Genomic DNA, 17,789 nt, shown 5'->3' with positions numbered 1-17,789 from the left:
TTCGTTTCCGGTCAGGACGACGAGCAGGTCCAGAGAACGGGCGACGTGCTGACCATTCGCCCCGGCCATGGCGACCGCGAAGGCGACTGTGTTGGCGTTGGCCAGCTCGATTCCTCCACGCAGACTCACAGAGGCACCCTAGAAGGTCACCTCCCCCCACATCGGAGCACTGCAACCCGCCCAGGGCCACCGGGATGTGACGTACTCTTCTGCCGCGATCAGGGCGCCGCAGAGCGTGATCATCGGCGTGCCGGTGAGCGTCCGGACATAGCCGATGAGCGGAAGTGTGTCGCTGCGGTCGCGAGACCGAGCATCATTTCGCTGCCGAGGGCTGGAACAATCCGTTCGTGAAAATCGATGACCTCGTCCGTCGGCAGCATGAGCTCCAGTCCGAGGCAGCCGATCTGCGGGCGGACCTCGCACTCGATGACGTCCTGGCTCGGCATGGCCGCGTCACGGGAGTCGGTAGCGCCGCGCTGGGCTTGATGGTGTGGCGTGACCTGGACCCGACGGTAGTCTGCCCAACCCTGGACACGGGAGACGTGGCCCAAACGGGTGCTTTACTGGCTCTCCATGGACAGATGCGTGAGGTGTGCTTCAGGAACGATACGGGCGACTGGAACTCCGATCCCCGGTATCCCGACGGTCTGTACCTGGGTTTGCGGTGCCGCAACCGCGCCGGCCAACGATGGAAGATTGACATCTGGTTCGTAGATGAGCCCGACCGCCAACCCGATCTTGCCCACTTGAGGGACCTCCCTACGAGGCTGACCGACGAGACTCGTGCCGCGATTTTGCTGGTCAAGGATGCCTGGGCTGGGCGACCAGAGTACGGAAAAGGCGTGTCCAGGTGGGATATCTACGCTGCGGTGCTTGACGACGGCGTGCGCAGCCCTGCCGATTTCGAGGAATGGACTCGCAGGCGACGCACCGCGCCGACCTCGGAATAGTCGCTGGCAGGGCACATCCGCATCTGCCGCGAACCGCGCTGCACGGAGCGTGATGCCCCGGGGTGCCGCTGCGCACGCCCGGCGGTCGGCCGGGTTCTCGGGACGGGACAGAGGATGAGACAGGGCCGTGGAGGTGCTCTGGTGTGGTCTCGCTCATCCTCCGTGCCGTACGAAGCCTGCGACCGAGGCCGGCAGTTCATCCTGCGGCATGTCCTCGCAGCCGGGACGGGCGAAGTCGAACAGGAGCACGACGCGGTTGCTGGTGCCGTAGTTCCACGCTTCGTGCGTGACGGTGTCGTCGAAGACGACGGTCTCGCCTTCGCGCCACTGTCGAGTCTCGTCGCCCACTCGCAGCGCGCAGTCCTCCGGCACGACAAGTCCGAGATGCGCGCGGTAAACGGTGGTGACCCATCCCTGATGTGGCTTGATGTGGGTGCCCAGAGCCATCCGAGAAAACCCAGCGGTCGTCAGGTGAGGAATCTTGGTCAACGCGGAGGCGGTGTTCGGGCAGGCTTCGAGCGCTTCCTCGATCCGTTCCCCGAAGGCGACAAGTCCGTAGACACTCCAGCCCTGTCCGTACATCTCGCGTTGGACCCACGGCTGGTAGGTCTCAAGCGGAAGAGTAAGGCATTCATCCCGGATGGCTTCCCACCGTGCCCGAAGGTCGGCCAGGAAGGGAAACTGCCGCTGGTCCACGAACATGAGAAACCATGATGCACCAACCTCGCGCGTTGTGTGGGCGCCGCTTCGTGGAGCCCGGTCATGGTCGGCACTTTGTTCGTACCTCCACCGGTAGACGCACGCTCATGCCGCAGAGCACGCGCGTCGCTAGGTTGCCTATTAAGGTACGCAGGGTGACGATCCCGGAAGGCGTGTGGGACACGATCATGCCGAAGAGCGGACGTCGCCAGCCTGGCTGAGTGAGCCGTCCTCCATAAGGAGGACAATCACGCCGTCCCACTGGATGACTTTGCTGGGCCTGTCCTGGCCCCATGATCGGTCACATGGTGATCGAAATGGCTGGGCTGACTAAGCGTTATGGCGGGGTGACCGTGGTGGACGGAGTGGGATTCGAGGTGTCGGGCGGTGAGGTGTTCGGCATCGTTGGGCCCAACGGGGCCGGCAAGACCACGACGGTGGAGTGCCTTATCGGGTTGCGGAGAGCTGATGCTGGCGTGCTCACCGTGCTGGGTGGGGAGCCGGCGTCGCCGGCGGTGCGGTCCAGGATCGGCGTTCAGTTGCAGCAGGCCGCGCTGCCGGACGGGATGCGGGTGGCCGAGGCAATGACGCTGTTCGCGGCGGCGTACCGGCGCCGGGAGCCCTGGCGGCTGTTGCTGGAGGAGTGGGGGCTGGCGGGCCGCGAGCGAGCCCGGTTCGGCTCGCTGTCCGGCGGTCAGCGGCAGCGCCTGTTCATCGCGCTGGCCTTGATCAACGAGCCGGAGCTGGTGTTCCTCGACGAGATCACCACTGGTCTGGATCCGGAGGCGCGCCGGGAGACCTGGGGGCTGGTCCGCCGGCTGGGTGAGCGCGGCAGCACGGTCGTGCTGGTCTCGCACGACCTCGCCGAGGTAGCCGCGCTGTGCGACCGGGTGGCGGTGCTGGCCGCCGGCCGGCTGGTCGCCTTGGGTACCCCGGCCGACCTCGCCGCCGGCCATGCCGACCTCGAGTCGGCTTACTTCCAGCTCACTGGGAGGGGATGACTGTGCGACTGCTCACCGTGGCCACCCGAATCGAGCTCGCCATATTCCTGCGTGAGCCGGCCGCTGTGTTCTTCACGTTGGTTCTGCCGGCGCTGCTGTTGGTGTTCAACTCGGCGGCCGATCCGTGGCCCGAGCTGCAGGCCAGTGGGCTGACCACCGCGGATGGCATGGCGCCCGGTCTGATCCTGATGGTGATGCTCACCGCCGGTCTGATGGCGATGCCCGAGACGCTCGCCGGATACCGGGAGCGCGGCGTGCTACGCAGGCTGCAGGCCAGTCCGATGCGCTCCTGGCAGGTGTTGGGCGCGCACGCGGGCACGCAGGCGCTGGTCACCGTGGTCGGGTTGGTCCTGCTGGCGGGCATCGCGATCGTGGCCTACGGTGCCCGGTTGCCCTCTGGGGTCGGTCTGGTCGCGTTGGTGTTGGCTCTCCTGGTCGCGCTGGCGGCGGTGCTCGGCGTCGGCTTCGTGATCGCCGGGGTCGCGCCGACCACTCGTACTGCCCAGGCCGTCGGTGCCGCGCTGTACTTTCCGGCGATCTTCGTCGCCGGCGCGGTGATTCCCCGCGAAGGGTTGCCGGCGGCGGTGCGGGCCATCGGCGATTGGGTGCCGTTCAGCTACCTGGTCCAGGGCGTCCGCACGGCATGGTGGGACGGCCGGTTCGACCTGCCCGCGCTCGGCATCGGCGCGGCTACGGCGGTGCTGGCCGCCGGGCTGGCCACACGACTGTTCCGCTGGTCCTGACGTGCTGCCAGGCTGATGCGGTGAGCAATGAATCGTCGGTCGAACGGGACGTGCTGGACCAGGCGGACCTGGCCTGGCACGGCCTGTTCTACGTGCTGCTGCTGTTCCCCGCGGTGCTGATGACGGTTGCCGACCCGGCCACAGACCGGTGGCCGGCCATGTGGGGGTTGGTCGTGGCGATCATGGTCTGGCACGCGGGCCTGGTCCTGCCGGTGTACAGGCCCGGGATCGACGTGTCGGTGTGGCGTGGTCTGCTGGCCTTGACCGGCAGTTGCGCTGGCGTACTGACGCTGTACGGCTTCGGCGAGGCGTTCGTGCTGAGCATCTACGGCCTGATCCCGCAGGCGTTCGTGCTGCTCGGCCGGTGGGGCATGGTCGCGGGGGCAGCGGTCGCCGGAGTCATCGGGCTGGGGTACCGCGGGTACGACCTCGACGGACCGAGCGGCGTGTTCGAGCTGGCCGGCGCAGTCATCCTGTCGGTCGCGATCGGCGGTTTCGTGCACCTGGTCGCCAGGCAGGGTCTACGCAGGCGGGAGGCGTTGCAGGCGCTGGCGGCGGCACGGGTGGAGCTGGACGAGGCCGCGCGCCGGGAGGGTGTGCTGGCCGAACGGCAGCGGCTGGCCGGCGAGATGCACGACACGGTCGCCCAGCTCATGGTCGGGGTGGTCACCCAGCTCGAGGCGACGCAGCGCGCGCTCGCCACCGACGGCGAGCGCGCCCAGGCACACCTGGCCAGGTCGGTCGCCGCGGCACGCGACGGGCTCGGCGAGATCCGCGCGGCGGTGCACGCGATCCGTCCGGATGCGCTGGGCGGTGGGCTGGTCGCGGCCACGAGGCTGGCGGTGCGCCGCTGGTCCATCGACACCGGGCTGCCCGTCGAGCTGCGCGTGCTCGGCGAGCCTGAGGTGCTCGACGCCGACGCCGAGCACGCCCTGCTGCGCGCGGTGCAGGAGGCGCTGGCCAACGTGGCGCGGCACGCGCGGGCCAGCGCCGTGCGGTTGACGATCGGCGCAGGCGCCGGCCGGGTGACCGTGCGGGTCGCCGACGACGGGCTCGGCTTCGACACCGCGCGCTCGGCCGGCGGCTACGGCCTGGCCACCATGCGGGACCGGCTGGCCGCGACCGGCGGCACCGTGTCGATCGACAGCGCACCCGGCTCCGGCACCACCGTGATCATGCAGGTCCAGCGATGATCACCGTGCTGCTGGTCGACGACCACCCGGTCGTGCGCGACGGACTGCGCGGGATGCTCGCCGACGAGCCGGGGATCGAGGTGGTCGGCGAGGCGGGCAACGGCCGGGACGCGGTCACCGCGGCACGGCGGCTGCGCCCGGACGTGGTGCTGATGGACCTGCGCATGCCCGGCCTCGACGGTGTCGCCGCCACCCTCGCCGTGCGCGACGAGCTGCCCGGCACCCGGGTGCTGGTGCTCACCACGTTCGACACCGACCGCGACATCAAGCGCGCGCTCGCCGCCGGCGCGGTCGGTTACCTGCTCAAGGACACACCGCGAAATGATCTTGTACGGGGTGTGCGGGCGGCCGCCATAGGTGAGGCGGCGCTGGCCCCGACCGTGGCCGCCCGGCTGATGGCGCACTCCGCGGCGCCGCCCACCGAACCACTGACCGCCCGCGAACAGCAGGTGCTCACCCTCGTCGCCGACGGGCTCACCAACCGCCAGATCGGCCGCCGCCTGAACATCAGCGAGACCACGGTGAAGACCCACCTGGTACGCACGTTCACCAAACTCGGGGTGGACGACCGCACCGCGGCGGTCACCACCGCCCTGCAACGCGGCCTGCTCGACCTCAGCACCTAACCAGTCCGTAGCCAACGGCCACCTCCAGCAACCACGCTCGAATCACCATCCCGGGTTTGATGGCCGCGCCGGTCATCGCGTTACCCGCAGCGCACCATGCCCGGTGAAACGCACTCTTCTGCCGCGACCCGCGCACATCCCTCCACCGTGCGGGTGACCGAACGTAGTCAGACGAAGCGGCCGTGTCTGCTGACGATGGCACCCCCCACGGCTGACGGCCGCCAACGCGGGCCGCTGCACCACCACGGAACACCCAGGAACGGCAAGCAGGCACGGGGCTTCACCGTTGGGCCGGACAACACGCCGGCCCGCTCGCCTCGCTCGACCGCGCCCGGTCGAGCGCAATTGGCCGCCAATCGGCATATCTTGCTGCAACCGCCGCCTGTTCGATCAGATGCGATTGCGCGATCGTTGGTGTCCTGTCCACGCGAACCTTGCGGAGTCCGGACTTACCTTTCGGATGATCTTGCGGCGTTCGGACTTACCTTTCGGGTGCGTCGTGGGCGCTGTCCGTTCGCGGCCGAGTTGGCAAAGTGGCCGCACTGACCACGGTCTGGATCCCGGCACGGGTCGCCGGTCAGCCGCGTGTGTCGAGCGGGACGTGCAGCGAGAGGTGCGAGGACAGGGCGCGGAGGAAGTCCGGGGCGTCGAAGACCGCGCCCGCGGAGGCGACGCCGGTGGTCCTGGTCCGGCCGGTGAGGATGCGGTCGACGGCCTCCACCGCGAGCGGCGCGCTGATGGCGTAGATGTCCTGACCGGCGGCGACCACGCGGCGTTCCGCTCCGCCGGAGCGGACGAGGACGTCGACGACGAAGGTCTGCGCGGAGCGGCCGCGCTCGTCGACGGCGGTCGGTGCCGAGGCGTCAGGAGCGGACAGGTCCGCGGCCGCCTTGGCGGTCATGTAGGTGCGCACCTCCGGGATGGCCAGGTGGCTGGGAATGGTGACGACGTCGGCCATGGTGAACTCTCCGATGACGCTCTGGGGGCCGAGCGGAGCCGGGAAGGGCCACTCCAGGGTCGGCAGAGTGTCGTCGTGGTACTCCAGCCGTCCGCCGGTGTAGCGGACACGGCGGCCACCCCGTCGCTGCCCCGAGACCACGCCCGCGACACGCGTCCCGGCGGTGGGGTGCCAACTGCTCAGGCCGTAGGCGATGTGCGCCTCGTCCGCCGCCGTCCAGTCGCCCATCGCGGTGGTGACCAACAGGTCGCCGAGGCCGCCGTAGAAGGCCATCGCAGGGACCACCACGGTGCCCGCGGCGCGGGCGCGCTCCTCGAAGTGCGCGAACGTGTCAAGGTTCGCCTCGATCTCGGCCGCCACGTCGACATACGGGATACCGGCGCGCAGCGCCGCCTCGACCAGCGGGGCTGCGGTCGTGGCGAAAGGCCCGGCGCAGTTGATCACGGCGGCCGCGCCGTTCAGCGCGCGGTCGAGCGAGGCTGGATCGTCGACCGACGCCTGCCGCGCCTCGAGCCCCGGTTGGACCTGCGCCAGCGCCAGCAGCTTGTCCTCGTCGCGACCGAGGAGCAGCGGGACGTATCCGCGCTCGCGCAACTCCGCGACCACGAACCGCCCGGTATGCCCGTAGGCCCCGAACACTGCCACGTTCCGACCTGATCCCACGTCTGCTCCCGCGTGCTCGAAGTGATCCACTGCGGAAATCATGTCCCCGTTTGCCCATCGGTGCCAGTGTCCGGAACGACATGACCCGTACAATTCCCGACATGAGTTCTTTCCCGCGTTCCGTCGCGGTCGCCGCTACCGACGGGATGCTGCACTTCGAGCTGGCCCTGGCCTACGAGGTCTTCGGTTCCGCCCCGGCCGCCCTGCCAGGCCCTTGGTACGACGTCAAGGTGTGCGGCACGCACGCCGTCCGGGTCGGCCGGTTCCTGCTGGAGCCGGACTGCGGGCTCGACCGGCTGGCGCACGCCGACACCGTGATCGTCCCCGCCTTGGCGGACGTCGACGAGGACCCGCCGGCCGACCTGGTCGAGGCGGTGCGCGCGGCCCACGAGTCGGGCGCGCGGGTGGTCTCCCTGTGCACGGGCGTGTTCGTGCTCGCCGCCGCCGGCCTGCTGGACGGGCTACACGCGACCACGCACTGGGCCCACACCGATGAACTGGCCGCGCGCTATCCCCGGGTGAAGGTCGACCCGGACGTGCTCTACGTCGACAACGGCAGCGTGCTCACGTCTGCGGGCAAGGCCGCAGCGATGGACCTGTGCCTGCATCTAGTCCGCCGCGACCACGGCTCGGCGATCGCCAACGTGGTCGCCCGCCGCCTGGTCGTGCCGCCCCACCGGGCCGGTGGCCAGGCCCAGTTCGTCACCACACCGGTGCCCACCCAGGACGGCCATCCCCTGGCCGAGCTGCTCCCCTGGCTGATGCGGCGGCTGGACCAGCCGCTCACCGTGGAGGACCTGGCCCGCCAGGCGAACATGAGCTCGCGCCACCTGGCCCGCCACTTCCACTCGGTAACCGGCACCACCCCGCTGCAGTGGCTGCTGACGCAGCGGATCCGCCGCGCGCAGGAGCTGCTGGAGACCACGGACGACAGCGTCGACACCATCGCCTCGGCCGCGGGCATGGGCACGGCGACGACACTGCGCCGCCACTTCCACCGCACGATCGGCGTACCGCCGGACGCCTACCGCCGCACGTTCCGGGCGTGAGGCTGCGGTCCTCGCCTTGACGGCTCTCGGCCGTCCAGCAGCGCCCTCCGCCAGCTCGTCGCCCAGGTCCCCGCCCCCGTCATCGCCGACGCCCTCGGCATCCACCAGACGACCGCGACCAGACAAGCCATCAACGCCGGCACCACCCGAAGGCCGCAGCGTTCTTCGACTCCCTGGCCCAGTTCTACCGGCGGGCCTACCTCCGATGGATCGACGCCACCAAACGCCGCCCCGAACAACGCCCACAACGCATCGCCGAGATGCTCCAACTCCTCGAAGCCGGACACAAGGAACGCCCACAGAAGTGAACCCGAACCGCCATCGGTCCAACGCCCCGAAGGGTCGATCGCGCCGCGACCGGTCCCGCGACACCACCAGCTCCGCGACTGCCTGCCATGAACAGTAACGCCGCGTAACCGCTGATCCTCCCCGTCACAGGAGTCCGCACAGTTCGAATACGCGCTCCTGCCAGTCAAGGGCGGCGGGTTTCATCGGATGCGCTCACCCTCAGGCAGTGCCCGGGGTGGTGTTACCGCTGGCCCGGACTCGGGCGCGGATGTCGAACGGGTACGCGGGGAACTGGTGGTCGCGGTGGCCCGGGCGGATGCCGCGGGCAGCGTCGCCGGAGCCACGTGGGCCGAACTGGAACGGGTGCAGCGGGAGGTGTTCGCCGCGCGCTGCGCGGGTCAGCGCTGCGCGGCCGATCGCAGGCGGTGCTTCGCGCGTCAGAGACCTAGAACCGCCGAGATGGCCGGAAATCGGTCCGACCTGAACCAAAGGCCCCATCGGCGCCGTCTTAGTGGAGACCTGTAACCCACCCAAGGAGCATGATGCGCTTCAAGCGATTTCTGACTGCCGGGTTGGCGCTGGCCGCCACGCTGGCCATGGCCGCTCCCGCCGCCGCTATCAGCGGAGGTGAGCGGGCTGCACCCGGTGAGTTCCCGTGGACGGTCCGGCTCCTGCCGGTGGGTTGCGGCGGGACTCTCATCCACCCCCAACTGGTCCTCACCGCCCAGCATTGCGTCGATGGACAACCCGGGGACAGCTTCACCGTCGTCTCCGGTGCAGTCGACCTTGAGGACCCGCAGCGGACGATCACCAAGTCCACCGCCATCATCGGCGGAATCGAATGGTGGGAGGGACCAGACTGGGCAGTGATCAAGTTAGAGCGGACGCTCGACCTGCCCACCGTGCGACTCGCGACCGAGCCCAGGCAGCTGCAGACACTGACCGTGGCCGGTTGGGGCAAACAAAAGTGGGAGGCCCCTCAGGAACGCTTCCTTGGCAAGGTGGAGCTGCCGTTCTTGCCGGACGAGCAGTGTTTCGACGACCCCTGGTGGATCGAGCACCCCGAGTACCCGAGGTCGTCGATCTGCGCAAAGTCTGTGGACCAGAAGAGCCACTGCGGCGGAGACTCCGGCGGGCCGGCAGTGCACCGTCTTCCGAGTGGTGTCTGGGAGCAGGTCGGCATCGTGAGCAGCGGCTCAGACTGTGACTGGGACGCCGGCGAGGAGCCGACCCCCACCTACACCGACGTCGCCTACTTCAGCCAGGACATCCAGCGAGCCGTCAACCAACTGCTCTCAAGCTCCACCTGACCGACACCCGACAGCGGTGGCCGAGGTCTGCAGATCGGACGAACAGCTTTGCCACCACCGCACACAACGGTGTCTGCGGGGTGACCCTCGTCGGAAACCGCAAAGTAGGTCCGGACGACTGGACTCGCCGGCGTCCGGACCTACCTTGCGAGCGGCTGGTCACCGCCTTGATCATCCGCAACCTTCAGGCGGACGCGACAGTGTTGTCCGGTCCACCGAACCCTGCGAGTGTCCAGGCCAGTTTGCGAGTGATCTTGCGAGCTGTCCGGCGCATTTTGCGAGCGTCCTGTCCCGTCTCACGCGGTCTGGTGACCGCGGGCGCCTCGTGTTCGAAGCGGTCGTGTTCGAGGCGACGGACGCCGAGCAGGGCGATTGCGGCGAGCAGCACGTTGGCCTGTTCAACGGTGAGCGGTTGGGTGTGTTGGTCGGGGTTGAGCACGGCGGTGCGTTGCTCATCGGTGAGCAGGTCGAGTCGAGGGCCGACGGTGTAGGTGTGCGGGGCGGTGCGGCGCAGGGTGAGTGGCCCGCCCAGATCGGGGTGGGTGGCGGCATGTTCGAGCGCGGCGTGGACCCGATCGGGTGTCCAGCGCACCTGGGCCGCGCCGTGCTCGCCGACTAGGCCGGCCCGGAGCAGGTCCGGGCGGTGCAGCGGGCCCGGACCGCGCGCCGGGACCGGCTCGACCGGCAGCTGCGGGGTGTGGAGCAGACCCGCCGCCGGCGCGCATCGGCAGTTGACCCGAGCAACTGACGCACACGAGCAACCCGCACCATCACCACTCGCGCCCGATCCGGGTCGCGACCGAGTCAGCGGTGACGAATCGCGCTGACACCGAGATGGCGAACGAGCCCTAACTTCCGATCAGCGAAGACGCACAAAATGTCAAGCCCAGTGCCAGTACGAAGTAACGCCAAGGCGCCAGCGCCGAGGGTCGGTTCGGGCGGTAAGGAATCGCAGCGAAGAGGCAAGGCAACGCAACAACTGCCAGCACCATCCACGAGTCACCGAACGTCGCGACCCTGAAGAACGCCGAGGCGCACACCACACCCAGCACCAAGCCGCCGAGCAACGCCAGCCAGCCATTCCGGCCCGGATTCACGAATCGGTTCATGATCGCCCAGTACCCGACGGCTTGCCCTTGGAATCGTGGGGGTCCGGGCATGATCGCGGCCAAGAGGCGTACGACCGGGGTTTTGACCTCTTCGAGCAAGAACGCTGGTCGGAGGCCGCCGAGGAGTTCGCCAAGGTCAACGAAGGTGTGCGCGGGTCGCTCTGGATGTCGGCCCGGCTGCTCTGCGGAACGTCACTGGTGAGGGCCGGCCGCCCGGCCGAGGCGATCGATCCGTTGCAGGAGGGACTTCGGCTGGATCCGGAATGGCCAGACGGGCACAGGGTCCTCGCGTTTGTCCTCGGCAGGGTCGAGCGGTTCGACGAGGCGAACATCCACATTGCGCAAGCCGCACGCCTCGGGCACCCGCAGGCGGTCGCCACCATGAAGGAACTCGGGTGATCCTGCTGCGGACGGCACCCCAGTTGTCCGTGTGTTGGACATCCGTCCAGTCATTGCGGACCGTACCGATCAGATTGATCTCGAAGCTGAGCATGAAAAGAGGCTGTTCCCTTCAGTGGATGCGATCTTCGGCCGAAGCGGCGTGACGCGTGGTCACGCGACGAGCAGGAGCACGCTGATCGCCACCATTACCGCGGCGGTGGCCCCGTGGACGCCGTAGGCGACCGCCTTGGGCCCGTTGCTGCGCAACACGATCAGTGCGTCGCCGGCGGGCATGCCGGCGGCGGCCAGCATGAACCAGCCCAGCAGGTGCGGTGTGGCCCCAGCAAGCAGGATGAAGATGAAGAGCCCCGAGGCGATGTCGCGCACAGCCTTGACAGCCAGCCAGGCCTGGAAGGTGCGGTCCTCGGTCGGCGTGCCGGGGATGCCGAAGCCGGCTGCGGCCTGCGGCGCCCGGAAGGCGTTCACGCCGATGAAGATGATGCCTGCGCCGATCAGTCCGACGAGCACCTTGGCGATGATGGTGAGCATGGGCGGCTTCCCTCTTGGTCAGACTGGCAGAGTCCTAGCGACGCTAGATTTCGTAGCGGCAGTAGCTTGTGGTCACCACACGACGGCTGGCTGAACGCGTCGAGTACAGCCACCCGCGCCGCGCCGCGCCGCCGTGCAGCAGGCGTGGCGCGAGCGGCGTACTCGCGGTGGGGCGCATCAGTTGATCGTGACGGCGGAGGTTCGGCTGGGGTCATGGAACGATCACCACGCCGCCGCGAACGCCGCCTTTGGCCAGCCGGTCGTGCGCGGCCGCGGCGTCGGCGAAGGGGTACACGTCGGCAACCCGGAGCGGGATGTCGCCGCTGGTAACGAGTTTGACCAGTTCATTCAGCCGCGATCCGTCCGGTCGCACCTCCAGCGCGAAGGTCCGGATTTCCCGCACTGGTTCCGGGCGAAGCGGAGGCGACGCGGCCACGTAGCCGCCACCGTCGCGGATGAGTCCCAGCAGCGAGGGGCCGATCACCGCCAGGTCGATGACCGCATCGAACGTCCCCGTCGGGTCGTCGGAGCGCGACAAGAATGCCGCGCCCAGTGACTCCACGAACGCACGGTCGTCGGTTCCGGCGAGTCCCGTGGCGCGCAGGCCGGTCGCGCGGGCCAGCGCCAGGACGAACCCGCCGACCTGCCCAGCGGCGCCGGTGACGAGCACGGTCGAACCCGCCGGGACCGCGAGCAGGTCGAGGGCCTGGGCGGCCGCGAGGCCATTGGTCGGCAGGGTCGCCGCCTCGGTGGCAGGGACGCCGGCGGGTGCGGGGGTCAGCCAGGCTGCGTCAAGCACCACGTACTCCGCATGGGCACCGACCGTGGTTTGCAGCCATGGCGAGAAGCCGATGACCTCGTCGCCAATCGTGAAATGCTCGACTGCCGGGTCGACCGCGTCGACGGTACCGGCCACATCCCAGCCGGGGGTGTACGGCAGACTGATCGGCAGCGGGGCCGGGAACCGACCGGAGCGGATCATCAGGTCGACTGGGTGGACGACGGAGGCGGCGACCCTCACCCGTACCTGCCCCGGCCCCGGCTCGGGCACCGGCACGTCGGCCACGTGCAGGACCTCCGGCCCGCCGAACTGTGCATAGCTGACTGCGCGCATCGCTGTCTCCTCGGTGGGCTCTCGTGATCACCAAGACCGTAGGAGTCAGCGGGCACTGTCAGAAAGTAGGTACCGTGGAGTGCCTAGGGCACCGGTGGAGGGCAGGATGGCGACGACGACTGCGGCACAACGCCGCGAACAGGCCAAACGCGACTACGACGCGTTCCTGGAACGGTGCCCGACCCGCGAGTTGTTGAGCAGGCTTACTGACAAGTGGGTCGCACTGGTGATCCCAGCCCTCGCCAACGGCCCGCAGCGGCACAGCGAACTCGCCGGCCGCATCGCCGGCGTCAGCCAGAAGATGCTCACTCAGACCCTGCGCACGCTGGAGCGCGACGGCCTGGTCACCCGCACGGTCACCGCCTCGGTACCGGTCCGCGTCGACTACGAACTCACTTCCCTCGGCCATGAACTGTTTCCGGTCATGGTCGCGATCAAGAACTGGGCGGAGATGCACATGGACCAAGTCTTCGAAGCCCGCGCCCAATTCGACGCACGCCCCTAAACCTCCTCAGAGACGGCGCAACGTGTCCGCTCATCGGCACACTCGGATCGGCTAATTGCGGACGTCGGCCGGCCCGGAAGTCGCCCACGGAGTGTGACGGCTGTGGCTGGTGGCACACACGGTCGGCGGCAGATCAGGATGCAGGTTTGCGCCTTACGCCGGCTCGTCGATGTTGGGCGGTGTTGGGCGTTCTAGGACGCGAGTAAGGGCTGCGTCGGCGCCGGCTCGTACAGTGCGTTCGGGTTCCGGGTTAGGGCGAGCCGCTAGGGCCATGCCCGCCATCCCTCGAAGGACACGCGTACTCCGCCCTCGCGGATGGAAAGGCTGACGCACATCGAATGTTGATCAAGTAGCCAGCCAGTTGGCCGGCAGGACTGACCGCCATGCCCGAGATCCCATCCACGACTAATCAGATGTTGTCGGATCTGTTCATAAACATCGCCCGTCGACTGCCCCGGCCTGCCAGTCACGGTGATGAAACGACCGCATGCACCTGACCCACACGGAGGACCTGCTGGCTCCTCGACTGTGGCGGTAAGGCCTGCTGGCACCGGCAACAGTTCATCGGCTGAGGGAAGGTACGGCTCGCCGTTGAAGGCGTAGAAGGAGAACGGTGCACAGACGCAGGCAACAAACGAAGTCAGCACAATCGCGAGCCGGTAGAGCCACGAGCCTCGGTCTCGTTCGGCTCGGCCAAGCCGCCGGTTTTCGACAGCTCGACCTACACCAATGATCGCCACGGCCACGGGAAGGTAGCCCACGATTACATCTGCCCGCGCCCGTGGAAAAGCGGTAACGACGACGGCCGCGACGGCAGCCCAGCCGACCAGCGCCAGGCCGACAGTCCAGCCAACCCGCCGGGTACGAGCAACGAGCCACCACACCACAGCAGACAGCGCACCAAGAACGAGGATGACGATCACCCGGTTAAGCTTGATCGGTTGACCGTCTGGGCGGAACCCAGCACAAATTACCTGCAAGAGATCTTCACACTTCGGCCCTGGTCTACGACTCGCCGGTACCCGCCTCTACAGGCCAATAGCCAGCGCGGCATGCCTTCCCGTATGCCGTCGACCGGCACAGCGATGGAGCGGGCCGCGGCCGAACCCGCCTCGCAAGCGGACCTTGACGCAGTACGGACGCTAGCGTCCGTGCGCGAAGAGGCCCCCGGTGCATGGAGGTCGGAACTCGGTCACGAAGCGTGCTGCTTCGGCTGCGAGTGGCGCGCGCGGTCGGCAGCAGATTAGTGCGCCCGGTCATTCACCGCGTCTTCTTCACCGAAGGTGTCTCCAAGGAGGTCCTAGCGGTTGCCGGCGATGTCTAGGAAGGCCGCCACTCGGCCCTAGGACTCGGTTCGCGGCTGGCGAAGGAAAACTGCGCCGGCATCCGTCATCCTTCGGTACGCGACGTCGAAGTCATCGACGGGAAGGAAGAACCCGACTCGACCGGCTGCCTGATCACCGACGGCAGCGCTCTGGCGATCACCATCTGCCCTGGCGAGAAGAAGACCGGTCTGAGCACCCGGCGGGACGTACGACCACCCGGCGCTTAGTCGTCCGTCGTTGGTGAGCGACGGGGAGTCCTCGACAAGGTCAAACCCGAGTACGCCGGTGAAGAACGCAATGGCAGGGTCGTACTCGTCAACGATCAGAGCTACCAAGTCGATCTGCATGTCGGGCAGCGCACGCGAGCAGTCGCCTCCGATGCTGCCGCGCCTTGACGGCGACAGAGAGCGCGGCCCTGGGGGCGGATCGCCGACCCGGACGCGCTGGTGACCGGGACCGCGACGCAACCGGGTCAGGGGTTGTCAATCTTGGTCAGCGTGGTGACCTCGCCGTTGGTGGTGGTGACCGCGACCAGGCCACCCTGCTTCCCGGCCAGCCACTTTGTGAACTTGGACGCAGAGATGGAGTGACCGGCGCCGGCGCGCACCGAGACGATGCCGTCCCCGCCACCGACGTTCTCCCACGACGTCAGCTTCGGCGCGGACCGGACCGGGATCGTCACCTTCGTGTGGCTCTCGACGATCTGGAACGGATCGCTGCACCTGATATCGTCCGAGTCGATCTTGAACTGTTTGCAGTAGTCCGCACTGTCCATCACGAGCACCGGCTGGGCCACGGCGGAGTGCGCGACCGGATCGTACGAGTAAAGCTCCACTATCGACTGGCTGGACCCGGTGGCCGGATCGGTGAAATGCGCCGGCTGACCCACCAGCGGCGACCGCAGATCGACGTTCGCGAAGGCCACTGCGGCGTCCCCCTCGGACGCGTCGTTGAGCACCCCGAGCACGACCCGGCCCGCGACCAGCTGCGGGTCGGTGACCGGCATACTCAGAGCGGGCGTGCCGTCGACCGTCACCTGGGCCGTGCCGTTGTGCACGGTGATGCCGGTCCGGTGCGTCTGCCCGACCTGAAACGCGCTCGAGGCGACCCGCTGCTCCGAGTTGAACCCATTTCCCGAGCTCTCGTCGATCCCCAGCCGGATCTCGTTCTCGCAGAACGAGGCTACGTAACCGCGCTGGTCGACCAACCGGAACCAGATCACCGCGCAGGCGCCCTTGGTGACGATGCCGACGTCGACCGCGATCGTCTGGTCGCCGGCGAACGAGTCCTTAGGCCCCTTGCACTGATAGAGGGTGGACATGTGGGTTGTCGCCAGCATCCGCTCGTCGAAGGTGCACCATCCGGCGGCGCTGTCGGCAGCCCGGTCGGCCTTCCACAGGCCGCGCCGGTCGAGCCGATCGGACACCCCCGGCCCTTGGATCCGGGGCTTGCCCGAGACGGCCACCGTCGACTTGGGCGCGGCCGACGCCACGGGCCGCGACGCCGACGGCGACGTACTGGGCACGAACGACGCCAGCGCCCCATCGAGTTGGTGGCGGAACAACGCGAACCCGATGCTGGCACACACGACGGTCACCGCCGCGGCCACGGCCACCAGGCGGCTCACCCGCCGACGAACGGGTGCGGCTGGCTCGCGTACGCCGGAAGGCCGCACCCGACCCGTGTGCTGTGCCGCCTCGGCGGCCTTGAGTAGCTCCGGCCGCTGGGCGAGCGCTCCCCCGCTCTCCGCCTCCAGCAGCAGGTCGAGCAGCTGATGGGCGGTCGGCCGCTCGGTCGGATCCTTGGCCAGCGTGCGGCCCACCAGGTCACGCAACGACCCGCCGAGCCCGGTCAGGTCGGGCGGCTGGGTCAGAATGCGAGCCGCCGTGGCGGCCGGGGAATCCGCCCAGAACGGGGTACGTCCGGTCGCCGCGTAAGCCACCACCACACCCCACGCGAACACGTCAGCCGCCGGCCCCACCGTGCGATCCGAGTCGTTGTCGAACCGCTCCGGCGCCATGTATGCCACCGTGCCGACCATCTGGTCGGTCTTGGTATGCCGGCTGGTCATCTCGACCGCCCGCGCGATCCCGAAGTCGATCACCTTGGGCGTACCCAGCGAGAACAGCACGTTCTGCGGCTTCAGGTCCCGGTGGATGACCCCCACGCCGTGGATCGCCGCCAGCGCCGTGGCCACCCCGACCGCCACGCTGTGCAGCGTGCCGCCGTCCAGCGGCCCCCGCTCCCGGATCACCTCGGAGAGACTCGGCCCGTCGACGTACTCGACCACCAGATACGGCGTCTCGTGATCCGGGTCGGCGTCGAGCACCGCCGCAGTGCAGAAGCCGGGCACCTCGCGGGCCCGGTTGACCTCGCTGCGGAACCGCCCCCGGAACTCGGTGTCCCAAGCGTGCTCGGCCCGCAACATCTTGACCGCCACCAGCCGGCCATCCGGCGAGCGTCCAAGAAAGACGGTGCCCATGCCGCCCTCGCCAAGACGACCGAGCAGCTCATAGTTACCAAGCCGCCGCGGATCGTTCGGCATCATTGGAGAGGTCACACGGGGCAGGATAGCGGCATCCCGCTCGACCCCCTGGTCTCGATGCTCACGAGATGGCTTCCCATCAAACGAAGCAATCGCCCGTTGAGCGCTGTCCCCGCATCGTCTCTATAAGGAGCGCCGACGACGGTCCGACGCACTACTTTCGGCAGAAGCGGAAACTGAGCCACACGTCGTCGGGCGGTCGCTCGTTACGCACCGTCACCACCTAGAACCGTCGGCCGGGCCCGCGGCGTCGAGGCAGCCGATCAGCAGAAGCTCAGGCTGACCCCGATGCAGCTGTTTACCGTCAAGTCGTACCCGTCTCTGCGCCTGGGCCAGTACGCCGACAGCTGGTCGATCAACGAGTTGATCGCATCGTCGATAGTGGCTGGTTTGGCCCGGGCTTGGTGGTGCCGGGAGCGGGCCGGGCAACTCACCGGCTGCGGGGTGTCTATCGGAAGCAACAGGGACCGGCCTGACTGGCACCGCACCTGCCGGCCGTGCTGCTGGAGCGACTCGCTGCGCAAACCGTTCCCAGGCCTCCGGCGCTCACCGACACGCTGACCGCGCTACCGCCGCGCACGACAACGCCCGAGCCCGATCTCTGGCAATAACTCTCGCCCGCACCAGTCAACACAGCGACGATGCCACGGCGGCCCTCGCCGCCGTGCTGGTTCGATCCGCCACGGATGATCGGCACCGCAGTCACCGTCGCGGCCTCGGCTGGTCTCCCGCTCGACACGGTGGTCACCGCCAGCCTGTCCCAGACCAGCGAAGTCTCACC

Annotated in this window: 17 protein-coding genes and 2 pseudogenes; 10 read left to right on the top strand and 9 right to left on the bottom strand. The window is 68.5% G+C overall.

What is annotated here, in order from left to right:
* The first annotated feature begins 347 nt into the window (after positions 1-347).
* Positions 348-950 (top strand): hypothetical protein, encoded by a 603-nt coding sequence (locus H4W31_RS19340; RefSeq protein WP_192767943.1) that lies wholly within the window; start codon positions 348-350, stop codon positions 948-950.
* A gap of 153 nt (positions 951-1,103) precedes the next feature.
* Here the strand turns inward: H4W31_RS19340 and H4W31_RS19335 are convergent, their stop codons facing one another.
* The gene (locus H4W31_RS19335) at positions 1,104-1,652 is read right to left on the bottom strand and encodes an aspartyl/asparaginyl beta-hydroxylase domain-containing protein (RefSeq protein ID WP_192767942.1); all 549 of its coding nucleotides are present in this window, start codon (positions 1,650-1,652) and stop codon (positions 1,104-1,106) included.
* A gap of 314 nt (positions 1,653-1,966) precedes the next feature.
* Between H4W31_RS19335 and H4W31_RS19330 the strand changes: the two genes are divergently transcribed.
* The 4 genes from H4W31_RS19330 to H4W31_RS19315 are packed head-to-tail and all read left to right on the top strand — an operon-like array spanning position 1,967 to position 5,212.
* Entirely contained in the window at positions 1,967-2,650 is a 684-nt protein-coding gene (locus H4W31_RS19330; protein ID WP_225945593.1) for an ABC transporter ATP-binding protein, read from the top strand.
* Positions 2,647-3,393, top strand: coding sequence for an ABC transporter permease (locus H4W31_RS19325; RefSeq protein ID WP_192767940.1), 747 nt, complete (start codon positions 2,647-2,649; stop codon positions 3,391-3,393). The genes H4W31_RS19330 and H4W31_RS19325 overlap by 4 nt, the downstream gene beginning before the upstream one ends.
* Positions 3,394-3,413: 20 nt before the next feature.
* Entirely contained in the window at positions 3,414-4,586 is a 1,173-nt protein-coding gene (locus H4W31_RS19320; protein WP_192767939.1) for a sensor histidine kinase, read from the top strand.
* Entirely contained in the window at positions 4,583-5,212 is a 630-nt protein-coding gene (locus H4W31_RS19315) for a response regulator transcription factor (RefSeq protein ID WP_192767938.1), read from the top strand. Before H4W31_RS19320 ends, H4W31_RS19315 begins: the two co-directional genes overlap by 4 nt.
* Positions 5,213-5,789: 577 nt before the next feature.
* On the opposite strand, the gene H4W31_RS19310 is transcribed toward H4W31_RS19315, so the two are convergent.
* Positions 5,790-6,815, bottom strand: a complete 1,026-nt coding sequence (locus H4W31_RS19310) for a saccharopine dehydrogenase family protein (protein WP_318783274.1) — start codon at positions 6,813-6,815, stop codon at positions 5,790-5,792.
* Between the two features lie 119 nt (positions 6,816-6,934).
* Here H4W31_RS19310 and H4W31_RS19305 point away from each other — a divergent pair, with 119 nt between their 5' ends.
* The 3 genes and pseudogenes from H4W31_RS19305 (at position 6,935) to H4W31_RS19295 (ending at position 9,480) form a co-directional block, all read left to right on the top strand.
* On the top strand, positions 6,935-7,882 hold the full coding sequence (locus H4W31_RS19305; protein WP_192767936.1) for a helix-turn-helix domain-containing protein: 948 nt from the start codon (positions 6,935-6,937) through the stop codon (positions 7,880-7,882).
* Positions 7,883-8,034: 152 nt separating this feature from the next.
* Positions 8,035-8,190, top strand: a pseudogene (locus H4W31_RS19300) (YdeI/OmpD-associated family protein); the annotation flags it as partial.
* Between the two features lie 519 nt (positions 8,191-8,709).
* Positions 8,710-9,480, top strand: a complete 771-nt coding sequence (locus H4W31_RS19295) for a S1 family peptidase (RefSeq protein ID WP_192767935.1) — start codon at positions 8,710-8,712, stop codon at positions 9,478-9,480.
* A gap of 184 nt (positions 9,481-9,664) precedes the next feature.
* Here the strand turns inward: H4W31_RS19295 and H4W31_RS19290 are convergent, their stop codons facing one another.
* Both H4W31_RS19290 and H4W31_RS19285 read right to left on the bottom strand, forming a co-directional pair.
* On the bottom strand, positions 9,665-10,072 hold the full coding sequence (locus H4W31_RS19290; protein ID WP_192767934.1) for a hypothetical protein: 408 nt from the start codon (positions 10,070-10,072) through the stop codon (positions 9,665-9,667).
* A 256-nt stretch (positions 10,073-10,328) separates the two neighbouring features.
* Positions 10,329-10,589 (bottom strand): hypothetical protein, encoded by a 261-nt coding sequence (locus H4W31_RS19285; protein WP_192767933.1) that lies wholly within the window; start codon positions 10,587-10,589, stop codon positions 10,329-10,331.
* A gap of 27 nt (positions 10,590-10,616) precedes the next feature.
* Between H4W31_RS19285 and H4W31_RS19280 the strand changes: the two genes are divergently transcribed.
* Positions 10,617-10,988: a tetratricopeptide repeat protein gene (locus tag H4W31_RS19280; protein ID WP_192767932.1), complete on the top strand. Its 372-nt coding sequence runs from the start codon at positions 10,617-10,619 to the stop codon at positions 10,986-10,988.
* Positions 10,989-11,141: 153 nt separating this feature from the next.
* Here the strand turns inward: H4W31_RS19280 and H4W31_RS19275 are convergent, their stop codons facing one another.
* Positions 11,142-11,519, bottom strand: a complete 378-nt coding sequence (locus tag H4W31_RS19275) for a DUF4267 domain-containing protein (RefSeq protein WP_192767931.1) — start codon at positions 11,517-11,519, stop codon at positions 11,142-11,144.
* 211 nt (positions 11,520-11,730) lie between these two features.
* A complete protein-coding gene (locus tag H4W31_RS19270) occupies positions 11,731-12,585 on the bottom strand; it encodes an NADP-dependent oxidoreductase (protein WP_318783273.1) in 855 nt (284 codons plus the stop codon).
* A gap of 154 nt (positions 12,586-12,739) precedes the next feature.
* On the opposite strand from H4W31_RS19270, the gene H4W31_RS19265 reads away from it, so the two are divergent.
* Complete coding sequence (locus H4W31_RS19265) at positions 12,740-13,138, top strand: winged helix-turn-helix transcriptional regulator (RefSeq protein WP_192767929.1); 399 nt, start codon at positions 12,740-12,742, stop codon at positions 13,136-13,138.
* Between the two features lie 263 nt (positions 13,139-13,401).
* Here H4W31_RS19265 and H4W31_RS19260 read toward each other — a convergent pair whose 3' ends face one another.
* The 3 genes and pseudogenes from H4W31_RS19260 to H4W31_RS19250 all read right to left on the bottom strand — a co-directional run bounded on the left by H4W31_RS19260 (position 13,402) and on the right by H4W31_RS19250 (position 17,023).
* Complete coding sequence (locus H4W31_RS19260; RefSeq protein ID WP_192767928.1) at positions 13,402-14,061, bottom strand: hypothetical protein; 660 nt, start codon at positions 14,059-14,061, stop codon at positions 13,402-13,404.
* A gap of 422 nt (positions 14,062-14,483) precedes the next feature.
* Positions 14,484-14,810 (bottom strand): annotated as a pseudogene (locus H4W31_RS19255) (VOC family protein); the annotation flags it as partial.
* Between the two features lie 125 nt (positions 14,811-14,935).
* Positions 14,936-17,023, bottom strand: coding sequence for a serine/threonine protein kinase (locus H4W31_RS19250; protein WP_192767926.1), 2,088 nt, complete (start codon positions 17,021-17,023; stop codon positions 14,936-14,938).
* Positions 17,024-17,789 lie beyond the last annotated feature (766 nt).

Origin of the sequence: Plantactinospora soyae (assembly GCF_014874095.1) — a bacterium.
GTDB classification, from domain to species: Bacteria; Actinomycetota; Actinomycetes; order Mycobacteriales; family Micromonosporaceae; genus Plantactinospora; species Plantactinospora soyae.
Note: the sequence above shows the minus strand (reverse complement) of the source record. Positions and strands in the feature narration are given on the sequence as shown.